The organism is Nonomuraea sp. NPDC049624, from assembly GCF_040675255.1.
In the GTDB taxonomy this organism is placed as follows: domain Bacteria; phylum Actinomycetota; class Actinomycetes; order Streptosporangiales; family Streptosporangiaceae; genus Nonomuraea.
Map to the genome: position 1 here is coordinate 142,899 of NZ_JBFAOR010000011.1, position 19,796 is coordinate 162,694.

The 19,796-nt window shown below is 71.8% G+C and carries 22 protein-coding genes; 13 read left to right on the forward strand and 9 right to left on the reverse strand.

Annotated features, from left to right (window positions below):
• Positions 1–8: 8 nt before the first annotated feature.
• Positions 9–1,172: an MFS transporter gene (locus AB0J76_RS38885; protein ID WP_352325440.1), complete on the reverse strand. Its 1,164-nt coding sequence runs from the start codon at positions 1,170–1,172 to the stop codon at positions 9–11.
• Positions 1,173–1,277: 105 nt separating this feature from the next.
• On the opposite strand from AB0J76_RS38885, the gene AB0J76_RS38890 reads away from it, so the two are divergent.
• Complete coding sequence (locus AB0J76_RS38890; RefSeq protein WP_352325441.1) at positions 1,278–1,892, forward strand: TetR/AcrR family transcriptional regulator; 615 nt, start codon at positions 1,278–1,280, stop codon at positions 1,890–1,892.
• Here the strand turns inward: AB0J76_RS38890 and AB0J76_RS38895 are convergent.
• Complete coding sequence (locus AB0J76_RS38895) at positions 1,867–2,529, reverse strand: DUF998 domain-containing protein (RefSeq protein ID WP_352325442.1); 663 nt, start codon at positions 2,527–2,529, stop codon at positions 1,867–1,869. The two genes, AB0J76_RS38890 and AB0J76_RS38895, sit on opposite strands and share 26 nt — an antisense overlap.
• 214 nt (positions 2,530–2,743) lie before the next feature.
• On the opposite strand from AB0J76_RS38895, the gene AB0J76_RS38900 reads away from it, so the two are divergent.
• A complete protein-coding gene (locus tag AB0J76_RS38900; protein ID WP_352325443.1) occupies positions 2,744–3,394 on the forward strand; it encodes a DUF1707 domain-containing protein in 651 nt (216 codons plus the stop codon).
• Positions 3,395–3,400: 6 nt separating this feature from the next.
• Here AB0J76_RS38900 and glpX read toward each other — a convergent pair whose 3' ends face one another.
• Positions 3,401–4,435 (reverse strand): class II fructose-bisphosphatase, encoded by a 1,035-nt coding sequence (gene glpX / locus AB0J76_RS38905; protein ID WP_352325444.1) that lies wholly within the window; start codon positions 4,433–4,435, stop codon positions 3,401–3,403.
• Between the two features lie 248 nt (positions 4,436–4,683).
• Between glpX and AB0J76_RS38910 the strand changes: the two genes are divergently transcribed.
• The 3 genes from AB0J76_RS38910 to AB0J76_RS38920 are packed head-to-tail and all read left to right on the forward strand — an operon-like array spanning position 4,684 to position 6,098.
• Entirely contained in the window at positions 4,684–5,292 is a 609-nt protein-coding gene (locus tag AB0J76_RS38910; RefSeq protein WP_352325445.1) for a TetR/AcrR family transcriptional regulator, read from the forward strand.
• A gap of 11 nt (positions 5,293–5,303) precedes the next feature.
• Positions 5,304–5,834 (forward strand): DUF4245 domain-containing protein, encoded by a 531-nt coding sequence (locus AB0J76_RS38915; protein WP_352325446.1) that lies wholly within the window; start codon positions 5,304–5,306, stop codon positions 5,832–5,834.
• 36 nt (positions 5,835–5,870) lie between these two features.
• On the forward strand, positions 5,871–6,098 hold the full coding sequence (locus tag AB0J76_RS38920; protein ID WP_352325447.1) for an exodeoxyribonuclease VII small subunit: 228 nt from the start codon (positions 5,871–5,873) through the stop codon (positions 6,096–6,098).
• 4 nt (positions 6,099–6,102) lie between these two features.
• On the opposite strand, the gene AB0J76_RS38925 is transcribed toward AB0J76_RS38920, so the two are convergent.
• Entirely contained in the window at positions 6,103–6,516 is a 414-nt protein-coding gene (locus AB0J76_RS38925; protein ID WP_352325449.1) for a nitroreductase family deazaflavin-dependent oxidoreductase, read from the reverse strand.
• 82 nt (positions 6,517–6,598) lie between these two features.
• Between AB0J76_RS38925 and AB0J76_RS38930 the strand changes: the two genes are divergently transcribed.
• Positions 6,599–7,204, forward strand: a complete 606-nt coding sequence (locus AB0J76_RS38930) for a helix-turn-helix domain-containing protein (RefSeq protein WP_352325450.1) — start codon at positions 6,599–6,601, stop codon at positions 7,202–7,204.
• On the opposite strand, the gene xseA is transcribed toward AB0J76_RS38930, so the two are convergent.
• Together xseA and AB0J76_RS38940 are read right to left on the reverse strand one after the other, a co-directional pair.
• Complete coding sequence (xseA, locus tag AB0J76_RS38935; RefSeq protein WP_352325451.1) at positions 7,201–8,403, reverse strand: exodeoxyribonuclease VII large subunit; 1,203 nt, start codon at positions 8,401–8,403, stop codon at positions 7,201–7,203. The genes AB0J76_RS38930 and xseA overlap by 4 nt on opposite strands.
• A 26-nt stretch (positions 8,404–8,429) precedes the next feature.
• Positions 8,430–9,542, reverse strand: coding sequence for a hypothetical protein (locus tag AB0J76_RS38940; protein WP_352325452.1), 1,113 nt, complete (start codon positions 9,540–9,542; stop codon positions 8,430–8,432).
• Positions 9,543–9,642: 100 nt separating this feature from the next.
• Here AB0J76_RS38940 and AB0J76_RS38945 point away from each other — a divergent pair, with 100 nt between their 5' ends.
• Positions 9,643–10,608 carry a 4-hydroxy-3-methylbut-2-enyl diphosphate reductase gene (locus AB0J76_RS38945; protein WP_352325453.1) on the forward strand — a complete coding sequence of 322 codons (966 nt, stop codon included), beginning with the start codon at positions 9,643–9,645 and terminating at the stop codon, positions 10,606–10,608.
• Here the strand turns inward: AB0J76_RS38945 and AB0J76_RS38950 are convergent.
• Together AB0J76_RS38950 and AB0J76_RS38955 are read right to left on the reverse strand one after the other, a co-directional pair.
• The gene (locus AB0J76_RS38950) at positions 10,605–11,114 is read right to left on the reverse strand and encodes a DUF6542 domain-containing protein (protein ID WP_352325454.1); all 510 of its coding nucleotides are present in this window, start codon (positions 11,112–11,114) and stop codon (positions 10,605–10,607) included. The genes AB0J76_RS38945 and AB0J76_RS38950 overlap by 4 nt on opposite strands.
• Positions 11,115–11,128: 14 nt before the next feature.
• A complete protein-coding gene (locus AB0J76_RS38955) occupies positions 11,129–12,394 on the reverse strand; it encodes a DNA recombination protein RmuC (protein WP_352325462.1) in 1,266 nt (421 codons plus the stop codon).
• An 86-nt stretch (positions 12,395–12,480) separates the two neighbouring features.
• Between AB0J76_RS38955 and AB0J76_RS38960 the strand changes: the two genes are divergently transcribed.
• Complete coding sequence (locus AB0J76_RS38960) at positions 12,481–13,206, forward strand: hypothetical protein (RefSeq protein ID WP_352325455.1); 726 nt, start codon at positions 12,481–12,483, stop codon at positions 13,204–13,206.
• An 11-nt stretch (positions 13,207–13,217) separates the two neighbouring features.
• Positions 13,218–14,294: a redox-regulated ATPase YchF gene (gene ychF / locus AB0J76_RS38965; RefSeq protein ID WP_352325457.1), complete on the forward strand. Its 1,077-nt coding sequence runs from the start codon at positions 13,218–13,220 to the stop codon at positions 14,292–14,294.
• Positions 14,295–14,308: 14 nt separating this feature from the next.
• Here the strand turns inward: ychF and AB0J76_RS38970 are convergent, their stop codons facing one another.
• Positions 14,309–14,605: a hypothetical protein gene (locus AB0J76_RS38970; protein ID WP_352325458.1), complete on the reverse strand. Its 297-nt coding sequence runs from the start codon at positions 14,603–14,605 to the stop codon at positions 14,309–14,311.
• A gap of 197 nt (positions 14,606–14,802) precedes the next feature.
• On the opposite strand from AB0J76_RS38970, the gene AB0J76_RS38975 reads away from it, so the two are divergent.
• From AB0J76_RS38975 to AB0J76_RS38990, 4 genes are all read left to right on the forward strand, one after another.
• A complete protein-coding gene (locus tag AB0J76_RS38975; protein WP_352325459.1) occupies positions 14,803–15,102 on the forward strand; it encodes a hypothetical protein in 300 nt (99 codons plus the stop codon).
• A gap of 623 nt (positions 15,103–15,725) precedes the next feature.
• The gene (locus AB0J76_RS38980) at positions 15,726–16,478 is read left to right on the forward strand and encodes a conjugal transfer protein (protein WP_352325460.1); all 753 of its coding nucleotides are present in this window, start codon (positions 15,726–15,728) and stop codon (positions 16,476–16,478) included.
• A gap of 81 nt (positions 16,479–16,559) precedes the next feature.
• A complete protein-coding gene (locus AB0J76_RS38985) occupies positions 16,560–16,805 on the forward strand; it encodes a hypothetical protein (protein ID WP_352325464.1) in 246 nt (81 codons plus the stop codon).
• Positions 16,806–16,860: 55 nt separating this feature from the next.
• Positions 16,861–19,773 (forward strand): TcpE family conjugal transfer membrane protein, encoded by a 2,913-nt coding sequence (locus AB0J76_RS38990; RefSeq protein WP_364392581.1) that lies wholly within the window; start codon positions 16,861–16,863, stop codon positions 19,771–19,773.
• Positions 19,774–19,796: the final 23 nt, after the last annotated feature.

The following is a 19,796-nucleotide window of genomic DNA, read 5'->3' on the forward strand; positions in this document are numbered from 1 at the left end:
CTTGCTGATCACGCCTGCGCGGCGGCCCGCCTGGGCGCGAAGCCCGGCGCGAGCGCGATGATCACGCCCGCCAGCAGCAGCGGCGCGACGAACGCCACCCGCCAGTCCGTGGCGTCGGCGATGCCGCCGATCAGCGCGGCCCCCACGATGAAGCCCACGTAGTTGAAGAGGTTCACCCGGGCGATGGCCACCCCGGTGCCCGCCGGGTCCAGCTTGCCCGCCGCCGAGAACGACTGCGGCGCGACCACCGACAACCCCAGCCCGGTCAGCCCGAACGCGACGATCGCCAGCGGCTGGTTCGGGGCCACCACGACGCCGAGGAAGCCCAGCGTGGCCAGCGCGCCGCCGAGCCGGACGATGGCGGCCGGGCCGTACCGGCGGACCGCGACGTCGCCGCCGAGCCGCACGGCCAGCGTCGCGCCCTGGTAGACGCTGTAGGCCAGCTTCGCCACGCTGTCCTGGGCCAGCAGGGCCTTGCCCATGAAGACGGTCGCGAAGTTCGACACCGCCGCGTCGCCGATGTAGAGGAAGCCCATCGCCAGGCAGAGCGGGATGATCGGCCGCCAGGGGAACTTGCCGGTCGCGGCCTCGACGACGTTCTCGACCTTCTCCTCGGTGATCGTGCACAGCTTCGGCCCGGCGTAGAGCGAGCCGGCCACCGCCAGGACCATGGGGATCGCCATCGTGACCGCCAGCGAGACCCGGCCGGCCGCGAACACCGCCCACAGGGCCCCCGCCAGGCTGAGGACGCTCCACACGCTGTGGAAGCCATTCAGCACGGCGGTGCCGTACCGGCGTTCGACGGCCACGCCCTGCATGTTCATGCCCGCGTCCACCGCGCCGACCGCGAGGCCGAACAGCAGCAGCGCGGGCACGGCCAGCGGCACCGAGGGCGCGAGGCCGGTGAGCACCACGGCGAGCGCCACCGCGGGCTGCGCGACCCGCAGGAGCAGCTTGCTGCCGTACCGGGCGGCGAACGTGCCCGCGCCGACGCTGCCCACGCCGGCGAAGACGGGCACGATCAGCAGCAGGAGCGTGAGCGCCCCGTCGGTGAGCTCCAGCTCGGTCTGGAGGCTGGCCACCTGGACGAGCAGGGTGGCGAAGGAGAGGCCCTGCACGCCGTACACGACGTACGTGGCGGTACGGGCCTGGCGATCACGCGGGGACGGCACGACGGCCTCCTGATCGGGGGGGAATCAAACGTGAGGCGGAGTCAGGTTAGCGGCTGGTCAGGGCCGTACGCCAGCGTCAGATCCGGCGCCGGATAGGGTGCCTGGGTGAAACGGGGCTACGCGACCGGCGAGGCGCGCAAGGAGCGCATCCTGGCGGTCGCGCTGCTGGAGTTCGCCGAGCACGGCTACCGCGGCGCCTCGCTGGCCCGCATCGCCGAGCGGGTCGAGCTCTCCCAGGCCGGGCTGCTCCACCACTTCCGGAGTAAGGAACGTCTGCTCCTCGCGGTGCTCGACCACCGCGACGAGCTCGACCGCCGCAGGTTCGGGCCGAGGCGCGACGGCCACGACGGCCACGACGGCGGCGGCGTCGCCGCGCTGCGTGCCCTGGCCGACGTCGTCGACCACAACGCGCGGGTGCCGGGCCTCGTCCAGCTCTTCTCGGTGATCAGCGGCGAGGCGGTGACCCCGGGCCACCCCGGCCACGAGTGGGCCAGGCGGCGCTACCGGCGGCTGCGCGCCGACGTGGCCGCCGCGCTGCGCGCGGGCGCCGAGCGCGGCGAGTTCCGGGCCGGTCTCGACGCCGAGGCCCACGCCGACCGCCTGATCGCGATGATGGACGGTCTGCAGACCCAGTGGCTGATCGACCCCGGCCAGGTGGACATGGCGGCCGTCTTCCGCGGTTACGTGGAGGACCTCATCGCCGCTCTACGGCCCGGCTGACCGCCCGCACGGGCGCGGCGTCCGCCAGCCGCCCGGCCGCCCACACCCCGAGGGCCAGCAACGCGGCCACCTCGGTCACCGCCAGCCCCCGTTCGACCAGGCCGAGGGGCACGACCCGGTACCACGGCAGCCCGTGGCCGGCGCCGATCAGCACCGCCGCGCCGATGCCCGCGACCCACAGCGCCGAGCACACCCCCAGCCCGAACGCCACCGTCGCCGGCCTGCTGCGCTCCCGCCGTCGCCAGGGCCGGGCGATGACCAGCGCGGCGAGCGGCAGGCTGAGGAAGGCCACGAAGCTGCCGACCCGGTGGATGCTGCCGCTCGTGCTGGGCCCGACCGCCCAGTCGTGCTTCTGGAACGAGGCCGTCAGCAGCAGCCCCACGCTCCAGGCCATGAGCGCGACCGTGCCGACCGCCCCGGCCAGCCGCTTGCGCGCCAGCGAGACGCCGATGGCCGCCGACCCGGCCGCGAGCAGCCCCACGGCGAGCCCGAAGATCCACCCGCCGGGGCCGAGACCGTGTTCGCTGATCGTGCGCCTGAACGGGGTCGTCTCGTCGAGACTGGTCAGCTCCAGGCCCACGATCACGGCGATGCCCACCCCCGCCGCCCCGAGCCCCCATCGCGCCGGTTGATGCACGCCCGCCTCCCGAGGATCAGCCGTCAGAAGCCTGTCGCGTGGATCAACGGCGGGAAACGCCGGACGATTCCGGCGTACCGCCACCGGCACGCCGAGGCGAACGGAGAGCCAGGCCGGGAGATCGGCGCGTTGCTCGGGCGGATTCGCCGATGTGCGCCCTGTTGGTCCGTTCTTGGGCGAGCGAATACCCGGGCCGCCGGATATCGTCAGAAGTGTGAACGAACGCGCGGGATCGTGGTTGCCGAAGCTGCAGGAAGTCGGAGAGCGGCTTGCTGAGGAGTTCGTGACGTCCCGGCGCGCACCGGCCGCGTCCGGCCTGCCGCAGCCGCACGAGCTGCGCGCCTCCGACGCCGACCGCGAACGCATCGCGCAGGTGCTCCAGGACGCCCACGCCGACGGCCGGCTCGACCTCGTCGAGCTGGAGGAGCGGCTCGGCGTCGTCTACTCCGCGCGCACGCTCGGCGACCTCGCCGGGCTCACCGCCGACCTGCTCCCGGCCGAGGAGCAGCCGCTGAACCTCGACGGCCGGCCGGTGTCGGCCATCTTCAAGAAGGAGCAGCGCGGCGGGCGCTGGGTGGTGCCCGCCGAGCTCGACGTCACGGCCATGTTCGGCACAACCAAGCTGGACTTCCGCGACGCGATCCTGCAGAACAGCCGGATCGTCATCAACGCCACCCTGGTCTTCGGCGGCCTGGAGATCCACGTGCCGGAGGACCTTGAGGTGATCAGGGTCGCCAAGGGCGAGACCGTCCGCCTGACCAGGCAGCCGGTCGAGCCCGGCGGGCCCGTGGTCGAGGTGCGCACCACGAACTTCGCCGGCGACATCAAGGTCAAGGAACCGCCCAGACGCCGACGCCGCCGCTGAGGCGGGTCAGCCGGCCGTGTCGAAGTTGATCGCGCTGTAGGCGCGCAGCTTCCAGAGCTGGTGCTCGCTCTCGATCTTCCTGATGGTCCCCGACCGGCCGCGCATCACCAGCGAGCTGGTCACCGCCGCGCCCGACCTGAACCGCACGCCCTGCATCAGCTCGCCCTGGGTGATGCCGGTCGCGGCGAAGAACACGTCGTCCGACCTGACCAGGTCGTTCGTGGTGAGCACCTGGCTGAGGTCGTGCCCGGCGTCGACGGCCTTGGCGCGCTCGGCGTCGTCGCGCGGCCACAGCCGGCCCTGGATCACGCCGCCCAGGCACTTGAGCGCGCACGCGGCCACGATGCCCTCGGGCGTGCCGCCGATGCCCAGCATCAGGTCGATGCCGGTGCCCGCGCGGGCCGCCATGATCGCGCCGGCCACGTCGCCGTCGACGATGAACTTGATCCGCGCGCCCGTCTCCCTGATCTCCTTGACCAGCTTCTCGTGCCGCGGCCGGTCCAGCACGACCACCGTGACGTCGGACGGCGAGCAGTGCTTGGCCCTGGCCACGGCGTTGATGTTGTCGGCCACCGACGCCTCGATGTTCACCACGTCGGCCGCCTCCGGTCCGGTGACCAGCTTCTCCATGTAGAACACCGCGGACGGGTCGTACATCGAGCCGCGCTCGCTCACCGCGATCACCGACACCGCGTCCGGCATGCCGAGCGCCGTCAGCCTGGTCCCGTCGATCGGGTCCACCGCCACGTCGCAGTCGGGGCCGCTGCCGTCGCCGACGCGCTCGCCGTTGTACAACATCGGGGCGTGGTCCTTCTCGCCCTCCCCGATGACCACCACGCCGTTCATCGACACCGTGTTGATCAGCTGGCGCATGGCGTTGACCGCCGCGCCGTCGGCGCCGTTCTTGTCGCCGCGGCCCACCCAGCGGGCCGCGGCCATGGCGGCCGCCTCCGTCACGCGTACCAGCTCCATCGCCAGGTTGCGGTCGGGGGCGTGCTCGCCCGTCGCGAGCGCTGCCGGTACCGACGTCTGATCGGACATGATGAGCCTCCTCGTTGAGAACTCTCTCGATCGTAGTTGCCGGTCTATTCCCGGTCAGAGGGGGATAATCTGCCCAGTCCGGCTCAGCCCTCTGCGCAAGGGCCGCCACGCGATGGTCAGGGACCGGCGAAAAGGGATATCTATATGGGTGCCCCGCATGACGGAGACCGGATTTTGCGCCATATCGCGTGCGCGTAGGAGATCTCGCCTCCACCATGGACATGCGCCCCCGCCGTGGAGGAGATCGAATGAGCGAAGTGGAACACGCGGTGACCCAGCCTCGCACGTCCGAGCGGGGGGCTGCGACGCGGAGCTCGCTGCTGGCCGCCGCGCGGGAGGTCTTCGTCTCCAAGGGGTTCGCCGAGGCCGGCGTGACGGACGTCGTGGCCAGGGCCGACGCCAGCGTGGGCAGCCTCTACCACCATTTCTCCGGCAAGGCCGACCTCTACCTCACGTTGTGGGAGGAATGGCAGGCCCGCCAGGCCCAGCGCACCAAGCAGGCCGCCCGTACGGCCCGCGCCGCCGCCGAGGGCGACCCCATGCGGGTGTTCATCGACGCCGCCCGCGCCTACCTCGAAGGCTGCCTGGAGGAACGCGAGCTGGCCGCCCTGTTCCTGCGCGGCGACGGCCCGCCCGGCTTCGAGGTGGTCATGCGCGACCGGCTGCGCACCTGGGCCCAGCGCAACGCCGCCCTGTTCGAGGACGAGCCCGCGCTCGTCGTCGTGGTCACCGGCGCCCTGGCCGCGGCCGTCAGCGAGATCGTCTTCTCCGGCGACCGCGCGATGGTCGACGACGTGCTGGCGATCATCGGCCAGATCAGGCCCGCCGCTTCGGCGACCGCGCCCGCCAGCGGGTAACCTCGCCAAGTGTGCGACGGTTCAGCCAAAGTTTCTACGGCTACGCGGTAGCCCTCTTCGTGTGCCTGGCGGGCGTGGGGCTCTTCATGCTCGTCGCCCCGCAGAGCCGCGAGGAGCACATCCCGCGGCTCGACTACTCCATCACCGTCGCCAACTTCGGGCACGGCGTGCCCTATCAGGTGTGGTCCCCGCAGCAGGACCCGGCGGGCTGGGTGCCCAACAGCAACAGGATCGCCAAGGGCGAGAACGGCGCGCAGGTGCTCTACCTGGGCTACGCCACCGCCAAGCGGCAGCACGCCATGTTCGCCCAGAGCGACGAGAAGCCGGCCGCCGAGTTCGCCAACCGCATGACCGGCATCGCGAAGCCGTCCGGCAGCCAGCAGGTGGGCGGGGTGACGTGGGAGAAGCGGTTCCGCGAGGACAAGAACCAGCGCTCGCTCGTGCGGGTGCTGCCCGACGTCACCCTCGTGATCACCGGCACGGCCGACTGGCCCGAGCTGACCGAGCTGGCCGGGCTCCTGCAGCAGCGCGCCAAGGGATGACCCTGGGCGGGCGCGGCGGCGTCTAGGGTGGTGGCCGTGGCAGACGAGAAGACACCTTCGTACGAGCAGGCCCGCGAGGAGCTGACCGAGGTGGTGCGCCGCCTGGAGACGGGCGGGCTCACGCTGGAGCAGTCGATCGAGCTCTGGGAGCGCGGCGAGCGGCTCGCGGCCGTCTGCGAGGAGTGGCTGCAGGGCGCCCGGGTCAAGCTCGCCGCCGCCATGGCGAGGCGCTCGGAGCCGGGCGCCGACGACGCCCCCTTCTGATCCGTCAGGAGGCGGTGCGGTTGAGCGCCACCACCGGGATGCGGCGGCTGGTCTTGGCCTCGTACTCCGCGAAGCCGGGGGCGATCTCGACCATGCGGGCGTAGAGCCGGTCGCGCTCGTCGCCCTCGATGAAGTCCGCCTTCACCTCGAACGTCTCGGTGCCGATCTCGGCGGTCGCCGTGGGGTTGGCGCGCAGGTTGTGGTACCAGGCCGGGTGGTTGTCGGCGCCCGCGTTGGAGGCGATGATCACGTAGCGGTCGCCGTCGGCCAGGTACATCACCGGCGTGGTCGTCGGCCGGCCGCTCTTGGCGCCCGTCGTCGTGAGCAGCACCAGCGACGCGCCCTCGAACGGGCCGCCCACCCGGCCCTCGTTGGCCCGGAATTCGTCAATGACCTGCTGGTTGAACGAGTTGGTCATCCTCAGCTCCTCATAATCGGAGAGTTCTCCGATTCGGAGAATACCGGAGAGCTCTCCGTTCCCGCGGAGTTATGCTCCAGGCGTGTGCGCACGTCCATCGCTCCCCGTCGTCGGGCAGCCCCAGCCCGAGCGGGCCGACGCCGCGCGCAACCGCCGGAAGATCATCGAGGTGGCCGCCACGATGATCGCCGAGCGCGGCGCCGAGGAGCTCTCGCTCGACGAGGTGGCCAAGGCCGCCTGCGTCGGGGTGGGCACCGTCTACCGGCGCTTCGGCGACCGCGCGGGGCTCGTCCTCGCGCTGATCGACGAGCGGGAACGGCGCTTCCAGGCGGCGTTCCTGAGCGGTCCGCCGCCGCTCGGGCCCGGCGCGCCGCCGGCCGAGCGGATCACGGCGTTCCTGCACGCGCTGGTCGATCGCATCGTCGAGCAGCAGGACCTGTTCCTGCTGCTGGAGAACGGGCCGGGCAAGGCGCGCTACAGCGGGCCGTACAAGGTGCACCAGGTGCATCTGGCGAGCCTGCTCGCCGCGGCCCGGCCGGGGGCCGACGCCGCCTACCTGGCCGACGCGCTGCTCGCACCGGCCACCGCCTGGCTGATCAAGTTCCAGCGGGAGGAGCGCGGCCTGACGGTGGAGGACGTCAAGGCCGGCCTCGCCGACCTGGCCGCCGCCGTCGTGCGGGGGCCCTAGTCCTCCGTACGGACCGTGAGCCGGTCGTCGCTCAGCCTGATCGTCAGCGGGGTGCCCGGCCGCACATCCTTGGCCAGGCGCACGACCTCGCCCGACGGATGTTGCACGATCGCGTAGCCGCGCTCCAGCGTGGCCGCGGGCGACAACGCCACCAGGCGGGCCCGCAGGTGCGTGAGGTCGTCGGCGGCCCGGTCGAGCGAGCCGGTCAGCGACCGCCTGGCCCGCTCCCGCAGCGCGTCGACCTGCTCGGCCCGGCGTTCGAGCTCGCGCACCGGATCGGCCAGCGACGGCCGCGAGCGCACCGACGTCAGCCAGGACATCTCGCGGTCGAGCCAGCCGTTGAGCACCCGCCGCCCGCGGTCGCGCAGCTGGCGGATCAGCGCGAGCTGCTCGCCCACGTCGGGGACGACCTTCTTGGCGGCGTCGGTGGGCGTGGAGGCGCGTACGTCGGCCACCAGGTCGAGCAGCGGGCTGTCCTGCTCGTGGCCGATCGCGCTGACCACGGGGGTGCGGCAGGCGGCCACGGCGCGCACGAGCGTCTCGTCGGAGAAGGGCAGCAGGTCCTCCAGCGAACCCCCGCCGCGGGCCACCACGATCACCTCGACCTCGGGATCGGCGTCGAGCTTGCGCAGCGCCTCGGTGACCTCCCCGACCGCGTACGGCCCCTGGACGGCCACCTCCTCCACCTTGAACCGCACGGCCGGCCAGCGGCGGCGGGCGTTCTCCAGCACGTCGCGCTCGGCGGCCGAGTCGCGCCCGCAGACGAGCCCGATCGTGCCCGGCAGGAACGGCAGCCGCCGCTTCCTGTCGGCGTTGAACAGCCCCTCGGTGGCCAGCAGCCGGCGCAGCCGCTCCAGCCTGGCCAGCAGCTCGCCCACGCCGACCGGCCGGATCTCCATCGCCGTGAAGGCGAACGAGCCCTTGTTGACCCAGAAGTCCGGCTTGACGTGCACCACGACCCGCGCGCCGTCGGAGGGACGCGGCTCGGCGGCCTCGTAGACGCCGCGCGGAGCCGTGACCCGGGCCGAGACGTTGGCCACCGGGTCACGCAGGGTCAGGAACACCGTGCCGCCGCGCGCGCTCAGATCGGTGATCTGGCCCTCGACCCACACCGTGCCGAGTCTGCCGATCCAGCCGCCCACCATCTGCAGGACCGTGCGGATCGGCAAGGGAGACTCGGGTGTGGTCTTCGAGGTCATGGCGGAAGACTACGGGTTCCCTGCGACTACTCCCCGGTCTGCAGCTTGGCCAGCCGGTTCTCGAACATGCGCACGACCTCGTCGCGGGCCTGGGTGGCGCGCTCGTAGGCGAGGTAGTCGCCGATCTGCTCGGCGGACTTGCCGCGCATCCTGGCCCGCAGCGAGGCCACGGTCAGCTCGGAATAGCCGGGCAGCGGCTCGGCCAGGTCGTCCGGGACGGCCTTGGGCTCGGCCACCGGGGCGGCCGGCTCGGTGACGGCCTCCGCGGCGGCCTTGAGCACGCCGTCCTGGGGCGCGGCGGCGGCCGCGGGCTCCTCGGTGACCTCGGTGACGGCGGCGGGCTCGGCGGCGGCCTTGGCGGCCTTCGTCGCCTTCGCGGGCTTGGCAGCCGTGGTGGTCGCGGCGGCCTTCGCACTCTTGGCGGTCTTCGTGGCCTTCGCGGACTTGGCGGTCTTCGCGGCGGCCTTGGTCTCGGCGGCGGGCTCGGCCGCGGGCGCGACCTCAGCCACGGCAGGTTCGACCTCTGCGGCCGGCTTGGTCTCGACGGCCTTGGACTTGGCGGGCTGGGGCTCGGCGGCGGGCTCGGCCTCCGTCGGCGCCTCGGTCTTGACCTCGGCCTTGGCGGGTGCGTCGGCCTGCGCCGGGGCCTCCGTCTTGGCGGTGGCTTCCGGCTCGGGCTCGGCCGTCGCCTTGGCGCCGGTCGACGGCTCGGGCGCGGTCGTCGCCTTCGGCTCGGGCTTGGGCTCGGTCTCCGGCTCGGTCTCCGGCTTGGCGGCGGTCTTGCCCGCGGGGGCGAAGATGACCGGGTCCGGCTTGCTCTTGGCCGATCCGTTGGGCGCGGCCTCCGGACGCGGCGTGAAGATCACCGGCTCCTTGCGCGCCGGCTTCTCCTCCTCGGCCGGGGGAGCGGCCACCTGCGCGGCGGCGGAGGGACGGGACTCCTGCTCCTCCTCCTGCTCCTCCTTCGTGCCGAGCCCCTTGATGGAGTTCTTCACCCGGTCCACCACCAGCAGCGCCTGCCCGGCCGCGCTGAGCGTGGTCTGGACGACGAGCAGCGGCAGATCCTTGGCCTTCTCCTTGAGTTCGTCCTTGTTGGTAACGGTTCTGGCGATGTTGCGTATCACGTCGCTGAGGGACATGACGTCTCCCTGGGAGGTCTGTATTGGACGGCCAGTCTGGCAAACGGCGGGCGACCACGCACGCGCAGCCCTGATGGCCGCTCCACGTAGCATAAGAAGTATGGAGCCCCAGACCCCCACTTCCCGCCGAGTACTCGTAGCCAAGCCGCGCGGCTACTGTGCCGGAGTCGATCGAGCCGTGGTAGCGGTCGAGAAGGCTTTGGAGCAGTACGGCGCGCCGGTCTACGTCCGCAAGCAGATCGTGCACAACACCCACGTCGTCAGGACGCTGGAGGCCAGGGGCGCCATCTTCGTCGAGGAGACCGAGGAGGTGCCCGAGGGCGAGATCGTGGTGTTCTCGGCCCACGGCGTCTCGCCGGCCGTGCACGAGGAGGCCAGGCAGCGGGGCCTGCGCACCATCGACGCCACCTGCCCGCTGGTCACCAAGGTGCACAACGAGGCCAAGCGGTTCGCCGCCCAGGACTACGACATCCTGCTCATCGGGCACGAAGGCCACGAAGAGGTCGAGGGCACCTCGGGCGAGGCCCCCGACCACATCCAGCTCGTCGACGGCCTCGACTCGGTGGAGAAGGTCCAGGTGAAGGACCCCGACAAGCTCGTGTGGCTGTCGCAGACCACCCTGTCGGTCGACGAGACCACCGAGACGGTCGCCCGCCTCAAGGAGCGCTTCCCCACCCTGCTCGACCCGCCGAGCGACGACATCTGCTACGCCACCCAGAACCGGCAGGTCGCGGTGAAGGAGATCGCTGCCGAGGCCCAGCTCGTGATCGTGGTGGGGTCGGAGAACTCGTCCAACTCCAAGCGCCTGGTCGAGGTGGCCAAGGACTACGGCGCCGAGGCCGCGTACCTGGTGGACAACGCCGGCTTCATCCAGGACGAATGGCTCGACGGCGTCACCACGGTCGGCGTGACCAGCGGCGCGTCGGTGCCGGAGGAACTGGTCGACGAGGTGCTCGCGCGGCTGGCCGGCCACGGCTTCGGCGACGTGCGCGAGGTCGAGTCGGTGCAGGAGAGCATGCGCTTCGCGCTCCCGCACGAGCTGCGCAAGGACCTTCGCGTCGGCTAGTCGTCGCCGCGCGGGGTGCCGTAGACCTTGGGCTCGAAGTAGCCCTCCGGCTCGGGCACGAACGGCTGGCGCGGGCGCGGCATCTCCGCGCCCGCCTTCAGCTCCTCGCGCAGCTCCCGCACGTTGTCGCGCAGGCCGCGCCGCCAGGCGACGGCCAGCACGACCGCCGAGCCGGCGAACAGCCAGGGGGCGCCGCGGGTCAGCGAGCCGTACAGGCCGAGGGCCAGCGACTGCATGATCGACACCGAGCCGAACGCGCGGCCGAGCTCGACGAAGAGCGTCGCGCAGAAGAACACCAGCGGCGGCGTGACCACCAGCGACAGCAGCTCGCGCTTGTTGACCAGCAGCACGCCGAGCAGGCTCGACGCCACGAACGCGGCCCCCACCAGGTAGGACAGGCCGAGCACCGCGGTCAGGACATAGCCCGCCAGGGTGGCGACCAAGGTGAGCGCGATGGCGCCGCGAGCGGTCAGCCTGACGCCAGAACGCCTGCCCTTCTCTGCCACTGTCCCACCCCCGTTTACGGCGACCCGCCTGCCAACTTACCGTTCGAGTGCGAAATCAGAGACGTGGTTTCGAGCAGTTCGGGCGAGGCCAGGGGTCTCGGCAGCCCTTCGAGCATGTCCGGGGCGTCCAGGTCGCCGTCCACGACGCCCAGATCGTTAAGTTTGCGTGCGGTGACCAGGACGCGGCTTTCGAGCGAACCGACCGACTTGTTGTACGCCTCCACCGCCCGCGTCAGCGCCTTGCCCAGCGACTCCACGTTCCTGCCGAGGGACGACAGCCGCTCGTACAGCTCCTTGCCCAGCTCGAACACCGCCCGCGCGTTCTCGCTCAGCGCGGCCTGCTGCCAGGCGTAGTGGGCGGTGCGCAGCATCGTGATCAGCGTCGTCGGGGTGGCGATGTGCACCCGCCGCGCCATGGCGTACTCCAGCAGCGAGGGGTCGCGTTCGAGCGCGGGCGCGAGGAACGCCTCGCCCGGGATGAACAGCACCACGAACTCCGGCGAGGGGTTGAACCCCTGCCAGTACGCCTTGGCCGCCAGCCGGTCGACGTGCTCGCGCACGTGCCTGGCGTGCGCGTCGAGCCGGACGGTGGCCAGCGACTCGTCGCCCGCCTCGGCCGCCTCCAGGTAGGCCGCGAGCGACACCTTGGAGTCGACCACGATGTTCTTGCCGCCGGCCAGCCTGATCACCATGTCGGGACGCATCGCGCCCTCGACGACCTGCTCCTCGAAGTCGCAGTGGCGCTGCATCCCGGCGATCTCGGCCACCCGGCGCAGCTGCAGCTCGCCCCACCGTCCGCGCGCCTCGGGCCGTTGCAGGGCCCTGACCAGCGCGGTCGTCTGCGAGCGCAGCTGCTCGTTGCTCTGCTGCACGAACTCCATCTGCTTGGCCAGCTCCGCCCGCGCCGCCCGCTGCCCGGCCTCGGTGTCGCGAAGTTGCGACTCGACCCGCGCGAGCGCGTCCTTCAGCGGCTCGACCAGGTGCTCGACGGCCTGCCTGCGCTGGTCGAGATCGCCGGCGGCCTCGGCGCGGCTGGCCGACAGCCGGGTCTCGGCCAGTTCGAGGAAACGCACGTTGTTGACGTCGAGGGCGCGCGTGGACAGGGCCTGGAACCGTTCGGCGAGCTGTTCCTCGACGTAGACCAGCTTCTCGGCGGCCGACCTGGCCCGCGCGTCGGCCTCGGCCACCCGCACCGCCGCGCGGGTCCTGGCGACCAGGAAACCGACGAGGAGTCCGAGGGCGAGTCCGATGAGCAGCGAGACGACATCCACTCCAACGATGATTGCAGCACATCGCGTCTGGATCTTCCCGACACGCTTGCGGAATCCGCTTGTGCGCCGACTGATCCGTCACGCACAGTATTGGGATGGCTACCGGTACGAGGCTCGCCGTCGCCGTGTCCGCGGTGTCGGTCGCCCTGATCGCCCTGGCCGGAGCCGTGATCGCCGGTCCCGGGGCCGAGGTGCCGGCGGCCACCCGCCCGACCCTGCGCTGGACGCCCGGCGCCTGCGTCACCGACCGCTACGCGCTGATCCCCTGCAACGGCGGCGACTTCGAGGTGCTGGCCATCGCCCACGACCCGCCGAGGCCCGCCGACTGCCCCGACGACACCGACGACGTGCTGCGCATCGGCCTGGGCCGCACCGCCTGCGTACGGACCTTCCTGGGACCGCACGCCGGCGTGCCCGGCGGTGGCGGCGGCGTGCTCAGGCCCGGCGACTGCGTGGCCCTCGACGGCCGGGAACGCCCGTGCACGGGCACCGGCTGGTACGGCAGATCCATCGCGATCGCCTCGACCGCCGGCGAATGCCCCTCGGCCACCCTCGACACGCTCGAAAGCGGAGCGGAGGTCGTCTGCCTCGGGCCCGGCGGTCAGGTGCTCGCCGCGGGCGCGTGCGTGGCCAGACCGGCCGCCGACGTCGTCGCCAGATCGGCCGTGACCAGGGCCGCCTGCGACTCGTCCGCGGCCTGGGCCCGCGTCGTCTCCTTCGAGACCACGCCCGCGGCCTGCCCGGCCGGCGTCCAGCGATACCTGCGCGCGGCGCCCGGGACCTACCGTCCGGTGACCTGCCTGCACCTGCTCAGCAAGTAAACTCGCTGTCCGTGAGCCTTTCCATCGGCATCGTCGGCCTGCCCAACGTCGGTAAGTCCACGCTCTTCAACGCGCTGACCAAGACCGGCAACGCACTCGCCGCGAACTACCCGTTCGCCACCATCGAGCCCAACGTGGGGATCGTGGGCGTGCCCGACGACCGCCTGCCCAAGCTGGCCGAGATCTTCGGCTCGGCCCGCATCCTGCCCGCCAAGGTGGAGTTCGTCGACATCGCGGGCCTGGTCAAGGGCGCCTCGGAGGGGCAGGGCAGGGGCAACCAGTTCCTCGCCAACATCCGCGACACCGACGCGATCTGCCAGGTCATCCGCGTCTTCGGCGACCCCGACGTCACGCACGTCGACGGTGAGATCTCCCCCAAGCGGGACATCGAGACCATCAACACCGAGCTGATCATGGCCGACCTGCAGACGGTCGAGAAGGCCGTGCCGCGCCTGCAGAAGGAGGCGCGCAACAACAAGGACAAGAAGGCCGCGCTGGAGGCCGCCGAGGCCGCGCTGGCCGTCCTGGAGACCGGCAAGACCATCTTCGAGAGCGGCCTCGACCGGGAGGAACTGCGCGAGCTCCACCTGCTCACCGCCAAGCCCTTCCTCTACGTCTTCAACCTCGACGCCGACGAGCTGACCGACACCGCGCTCAAGGAGCAGCTGTCGGCCCTCGTCGCGCCCGCCGAGGCCGTCTTCCTCGACGCCAAGATCGAGTCCGAGCTGGTCGAGCTCGACGAGGAGGAGGCCCTGGAGCTGCTCCAGTCGGTCGGCCAGGAGGAGTCGGGCCTGCGTCAGCTCGCCCGGGTCGGCTTCGAGACGCTGGGCCTGCAGACCTACCTGACCGCCGGTCCGAAGGAGACCAGGGCCTGGACGATCCGCAAGGGCGCCACGGCGCCCGAGGCGGCCGGCGTGATCCACACCGACTTCCAGCGCGGCTTCATCAAGGCCGAGGTGGTCTCCTTCGACGACCTGGTCGAAGTGGGCTCCATCGCCAGCGCCCGGTCCGCGGGCAAGGCCCGCATCGAGGGCAAGGACTACGTCATGCGCGACGGCGACGTGGTGGAGTTCCGCTTCAACGTCTGATCCGCCGGCCCGCGCTATCCGAGCAGCCCGCCGAGCAGGGCCGCGGGGCCGCCGCTGAGCGGGCCGCCACCGCTGAGCGGGCCCCCGCCGCCCTTGACGGCGGGCTTCTTGTCGAAGTGGATCATCTCGTTCGCGTACGTGCCGCCCTGGCACACGGCCTTGCCGCGGCCGACGGGGGCGACCTTGCCGCCCGCCTCGGTGCACTCGCTGTCGGTGACCCAGGAGGGCGCGGCGGTGGCCGGGGAGGGCGCGCAGAGGGCGAACGCGGCGAGCGCGGCGGCGGGCAGGAGGGCGGCGGCGAGGCGACGCATCACATCAGTCCAATCACGGTGGGCTAACTTTCGCTACGCTAGGTTACCGGCGGATCGCCGTCGAAAGCCCATCGTCCGGATGACGAACGCGCAGGCCGTTCCGGGATTATGTGATTCCGGGACAACTGACGCGTCAACCACTTTGGGTCCCTACGCGTCGAATCGTCACGGCGTTCACGCTGACTCGGGAGGCCCTCATGATCCGACGCATCATCCGGAAACGACGTCCGGCGCCCACCCTCGCGGGCATCAGCCTGGAGGAGGAGCTGGCCCTGATCAGGGTCGAGCTCATGTACGGGCTGCGCGTCAACCGTGAGGCGTACCTGCGCAGGAAGGTCGACGAGCGCAACGAGCTGGCCAGCCGCATGCGTGAGCGGGACGCCGCCTCGATGCTCGCCGACCTGCGGGGGTCGCTGGAGCGCGCGGTGTCGCCCACGGTCGTCGACCTGCACAGCCGCCGCCGGGCACGCGCGAGCCAGGACCCCGAGCCCGCCTGAGCCGAGGCTGTCCTACCCCCAGAAGTGGTGCGTAACACCCTCTGTCCTCCTCTCATGCCAAATGCGCAGGTCGTGAGCATCTATGCCTGTTTTGGACAGGAATCCATGTCTGCCGCGCTAGGCGGAAATGGGCGTCTGGCCTGGTCAAATGGTGATTCCGCCAGTAAGTGACGGGAAGCGGCGCTGACGTCTGCCATACGGATCCGGTTTGCCGTCAGGGCCGTCATGCCTGCAGCATGGGCGTGGCTTTCCTGGAAGAATGGCGGGACCGGATAGGGTGACTACTTCACCGCGGATGATGGGGATCGGCAACGGACGACACCGCGCCAACCGGGGGGATCGGCGCGAGCGGAGGCGTGATGGCTCGTAGGTCTACCGTCCAGCACGATCCTCGGATCGCTGGCGAGCCCGAGCTTTCCGCGCGCCCAGACATGGCTGACTTCGACGCGCCGCCCTCGCGCAGGCCGCGTCGCGGCGGCTGGTCCGGTGGCGGCGGACGGTGGCTGGTCTGGGCCGGCCGCATCATTCTCTGGGCGCTTATTGTGGTTATCGTGGTGAATGGGATTCGTGCCCCATTTGAGCGGTTTACCCAGCAAGAGCCCACGACGACGAATGGCGCCGCCGTGGCGCACAAGGGATTCCCCGCCGACCAGGGCATGGCTTTCGCCGCCCAGTTCGCGGGGGTCTATCTGAATTTCAGCCCGGAAGACGCGGCCAGCCGGACCAGGAAGCTCGCCGCGTTCCTGGCCGAGGGCATGGACGCGCAGATGTGGTGGGACGGCTTCGGCAAGATGGCCGCCGTCGCGATCCAGCCGTACGACATCGAGGCGACCGACGCCCAGAACGCCGTGGTGAGCGTGGCCTTCCAGTCCGGGCCGCGCCGGCTCATGCTGTCGGTCCCGATCTACTACTCCGGCGACGACAACGGCAGGCGGTTCGTCGTCGCGGGCCGTCCGGCGATCCTTCCCGCGCCGGCCCCCGCCGACCTGCCGCAGCTGGCCAAGCCGGAGACCGACGACGCGGCGGCGGCCGAGCTCAAGCCGCAACTGGAGGGCTTCTTCAAGGACTACGCCTCCGGCGACACCGCCGGGTTGCAGCGCTACGTGGCCGCCGGGAAGAACCTGCCGAGCTTCGGCAGCGCCTTCACCTTCGCGGAGCTGAAGGACATCGTGGTGCCTGTGGGGGGTGCCACCCGAGAGATCCAGGCGGTCGTGGTGTGGATCGTGCCCAACGGCGACGCTCCGGCCACGCCGAGCGCCACCGACCCGGCCGCCGTCGGCGGGCGGCTGGAGCAGGCCTACCGCCTCACCGTGGAGAAGCAGGGCGACAAGTGGTACGTCGCCGACATCCGCGGCGCTGGTCGGGCCGTTGGATAGACGCACGACCGCGCTGTTGTTCGGTACCCCCCGGGAGGACAAGAAGTGACGTTGAAGACCGTAGTGCTCACCTTGATCGAAATGTCGCCGTCGCCGTCGCCGACCGGCATTGACACCGGAGGGCTCGCCAACTTCCTGCGTGCCTTCTTTGCCCCGTTGTTCCTGGTAGTCGTCTCCGTGGTCGCGCTCTTCTTCCTCTTCACCCGCGAGATCACGCGTTTCGTCCAGTTCCTCATCCTGGCTGTGGCCATCGGAGTGATCTTCTACGTTCCCAACATCATCGAGGTGACGGCGAAGGCGATCGCGGGCGCTCTCGGCATCAAGTAAAGGGTTGAGACCGCTCCAGGGCGGTCATGTACGAGCGGGTGGAGAGGAGGACTGCGTGGACCTGCCCACGTATACGAACATCTGGCGCATCGAGAAGCGGCTCTACAAGCTCTACGACCTTCGCCTCCCGATGCCGCTCCCCATCGTCTGGATCGGCGTGTTCGTCGGGGTGTTCGTGCCGTGGTCGCTCCTGCTGATCCTGGTGGGCGTGCCGGTGGCCATGCCGTGGCACGTGTTGTTCCTGGTCCCGCCGGGGATCGTGACGTGGTTGTCCACGCGTCCCGTCATCGAGGGGAAGCGGCTCACCGAGCTTCTGGAGTCCCAGCTGCGCTACCTGGGCCAGCCCAAGGCCTGGTACCGGCTCGCCCCCACCTCCGAGCCCGAGGCGGTCACGTTCTCGGGGCGCATCTGGCGTACCACTCCGGTCCGGGTCAAGGCCAAGGCGGCGCGCAAGTCCCGCCAGCCGCAGCGCAAGCGTGAGGGGCAGCGGATCACCGGTCCGCGCCAGGTCCGTCCGGCCGTGGCCGCCGCGGCGGCGGCCGCCCAGCAGGCGCCGGTGGCGGAGGCGCGTACCGGGTGGGGGTCGCGGACCAGGCGGGGCACGGCGCCCGCGCTGGCGCCGCAGGCCCGCCGTACCGCCCCCGCGTTCGGCCGGGACGTGCCGATGGTCCTGGTCCCGGGAGATGAGAACGGACCGGCGCTGCCGCCGGTCGAGCACGACGTCGCCGCCGGAGAGCTGGCCAGCCGCGAGCTCACCGGCGGCGCCCTTCCGGCCCGTCCCCGCCGCGCCGCCCCCGACCACCGCCCCGAACGCGACGCCGCGGCCCAGCCAGGGGACGCGCCCGGCCCCGAGGCCGCCGTTCCCCGGGCCGCCGTTCCCGAGGAGCGAGCCGCCTCGGAGGCGGCGCACCCGAGCGAGCGCCGTAGCTCCACGAGCAGGGCGTCGGGAGAGCGTACGGACTCCGGCGGGGTGTCGGGTGGGCGTGCGGACTCCGGCACGGTGTCGGGTGGGCGTGCGGACGTCGATGCGGGCGAGGTGCAGAGTGGCCGTGGGGCGGTCGTGCCGAGCCGGTCGGCGGAGGGGCTCAAGCCCGTGGCCGGCAAGCCGATCGACACCGAGGCGCTGCGCCGGCTGCGCCGGCTCGCCGCCACCGCCGACGCGCCCGGTGAGGCGGCGCGCGTGGAAGGCGAGCGCGGCGCCACAGAGCGCCGCGACGACGTCACCGGACGTCGTGAGAGCACCGGCGAGCGTCGCCAGGGCGTCACCGGACGTCCCGAAGGCGCGGGCCGCGAGGACGACACCACGATCGCCCGCGACCAGCACAGGAAGGGGCAGCCGCCGCGGGTCGCGCCCGGGACGGTGATCCTGGGCGCGCAGCGTTCCTGGCCCCCGGTCGACCCCGACGCCAAGCCCTTCTCCGGCCCGTCCCTCCGCCTTGAGGACCAGATCCCCACCTCCCAGCCCCCCACCGACACCTCACCCCCGGCCGAACCCGGCCACGGGGGCGAAGCCGGGCATGCGGGCGAGGGCGCGCACGCGGGAGAAAGCGTGCATCTGGAAGAAAGCGCGCACGTAGGAGAAAGCGTGCATCCGGCCGCGGGGAGGCCGACCGGGGCAGGTGTCCCGACGGCCGAGGCCGAGGCCGAGCCGGCAGGCGAAGGCGTTCCCGTCGAGGAGACCGCTCCTGCCGCCGGCACGGACGCTCCGGCGCCCGCCGCTCCCGACGCCGAACGGCCCTTCGAAACCGCACATGAGGCCACCACCGCAGCCTCCACCGCAGCCTCCACCGCAGCCTCCGCCGAAGTCACCGCCGAAGTCACCGCCGAAGTCCCCGCCGAGGATGAGGATGCCGCCACCGAGCAGAGGGCGGCTGCCGTGGAGGTTTCCGGTGACGCGCGGCGGCGGCCCGCCGGCGGCAGGCCAGGGGACAGGGGCGGTGGGTTCGTGGCGCCCGTGCCGGTGCCCAGGCCCGGTGAAGGCGGCAGGCCCGCCGAAGGGCGGGTGCGCAGGGTCGAGTCCGTGGTGGGCCGGGACTCCGGCGGATGGCGCCGGATCGCCCAGGTCGTGGTGGGCGGCGGCGGCGTACGCACCGACGGGTCCGAGATAGACGAGGCCAGGGCCAGGGCCGTGTTCGGCGGCAGCCGGCGCATCGTGGTGCTCGGCTGCACCGGCGGCGCGGGCCAGTCCACGACGGCGCTCATGCTCGGCCACACCTTCGCCACCTACCGCGACGACCGGATCGTCGCCGTCGACGCCAACACCGGCGGCACCACGCTGACCAGCAGGATCGAGCCCGAGACGCCGGAGACCCTCACGTCGCTGCTGTCCGGCCTCGACCAGGTCAGCGGCTACCTGACGATGCGGGGCTTCACCACCCGCACCTCCTCCGGCCTTGAGGTGATCTCGGCCGACACCGACGCGGGCGCCGAGCAGCGGCTCGCCGACCGCAGCTTCTTCTCCGACCACCGCCTGGGCGAGTCGATGCGCCTGCTCGACCGCCACTACAAGCTGTCGGTCATCGACCCGGCCGCCGCGCTCGCGGCCCGCATCCTGCCGTACGCCGACCAGCTCGTGCTGGTGGTGCCGGCGAGCGAGGAGGCGGCCGAGGCGGTGGCGATGACGTACGAATGGCTCGACGGGCACGGCTGCGGCGAGCTGCGCAGGCGCGCGGTGATGGTCGTCAACGGCGTGAGCAGGCGGTCGATGGCCGACGTCGAGCAGGCGGAGGCGGTGGCCAGAGGCAGATGCCGGGCCATCGTCAGGGTCCCGTGGGAGGACGGACTGGCGCCCGGCGGCGCGGAGATCGTCGACCCCGGTCAGTTGCGCGCGGCCGGACGGCGGGCCTACCTCGCCCTCGCCGGCGTCGTGGTTGCAGGCTTCGCGGTACAGGCACACGGACAGGCCGTCCGACCGAGCGAAGAGGAGTTGGCGAGTGACCCCCCGGGCACGAGAATCGGTGAGCGTTAAGTGAACATGCGAGCAGGTCTGGC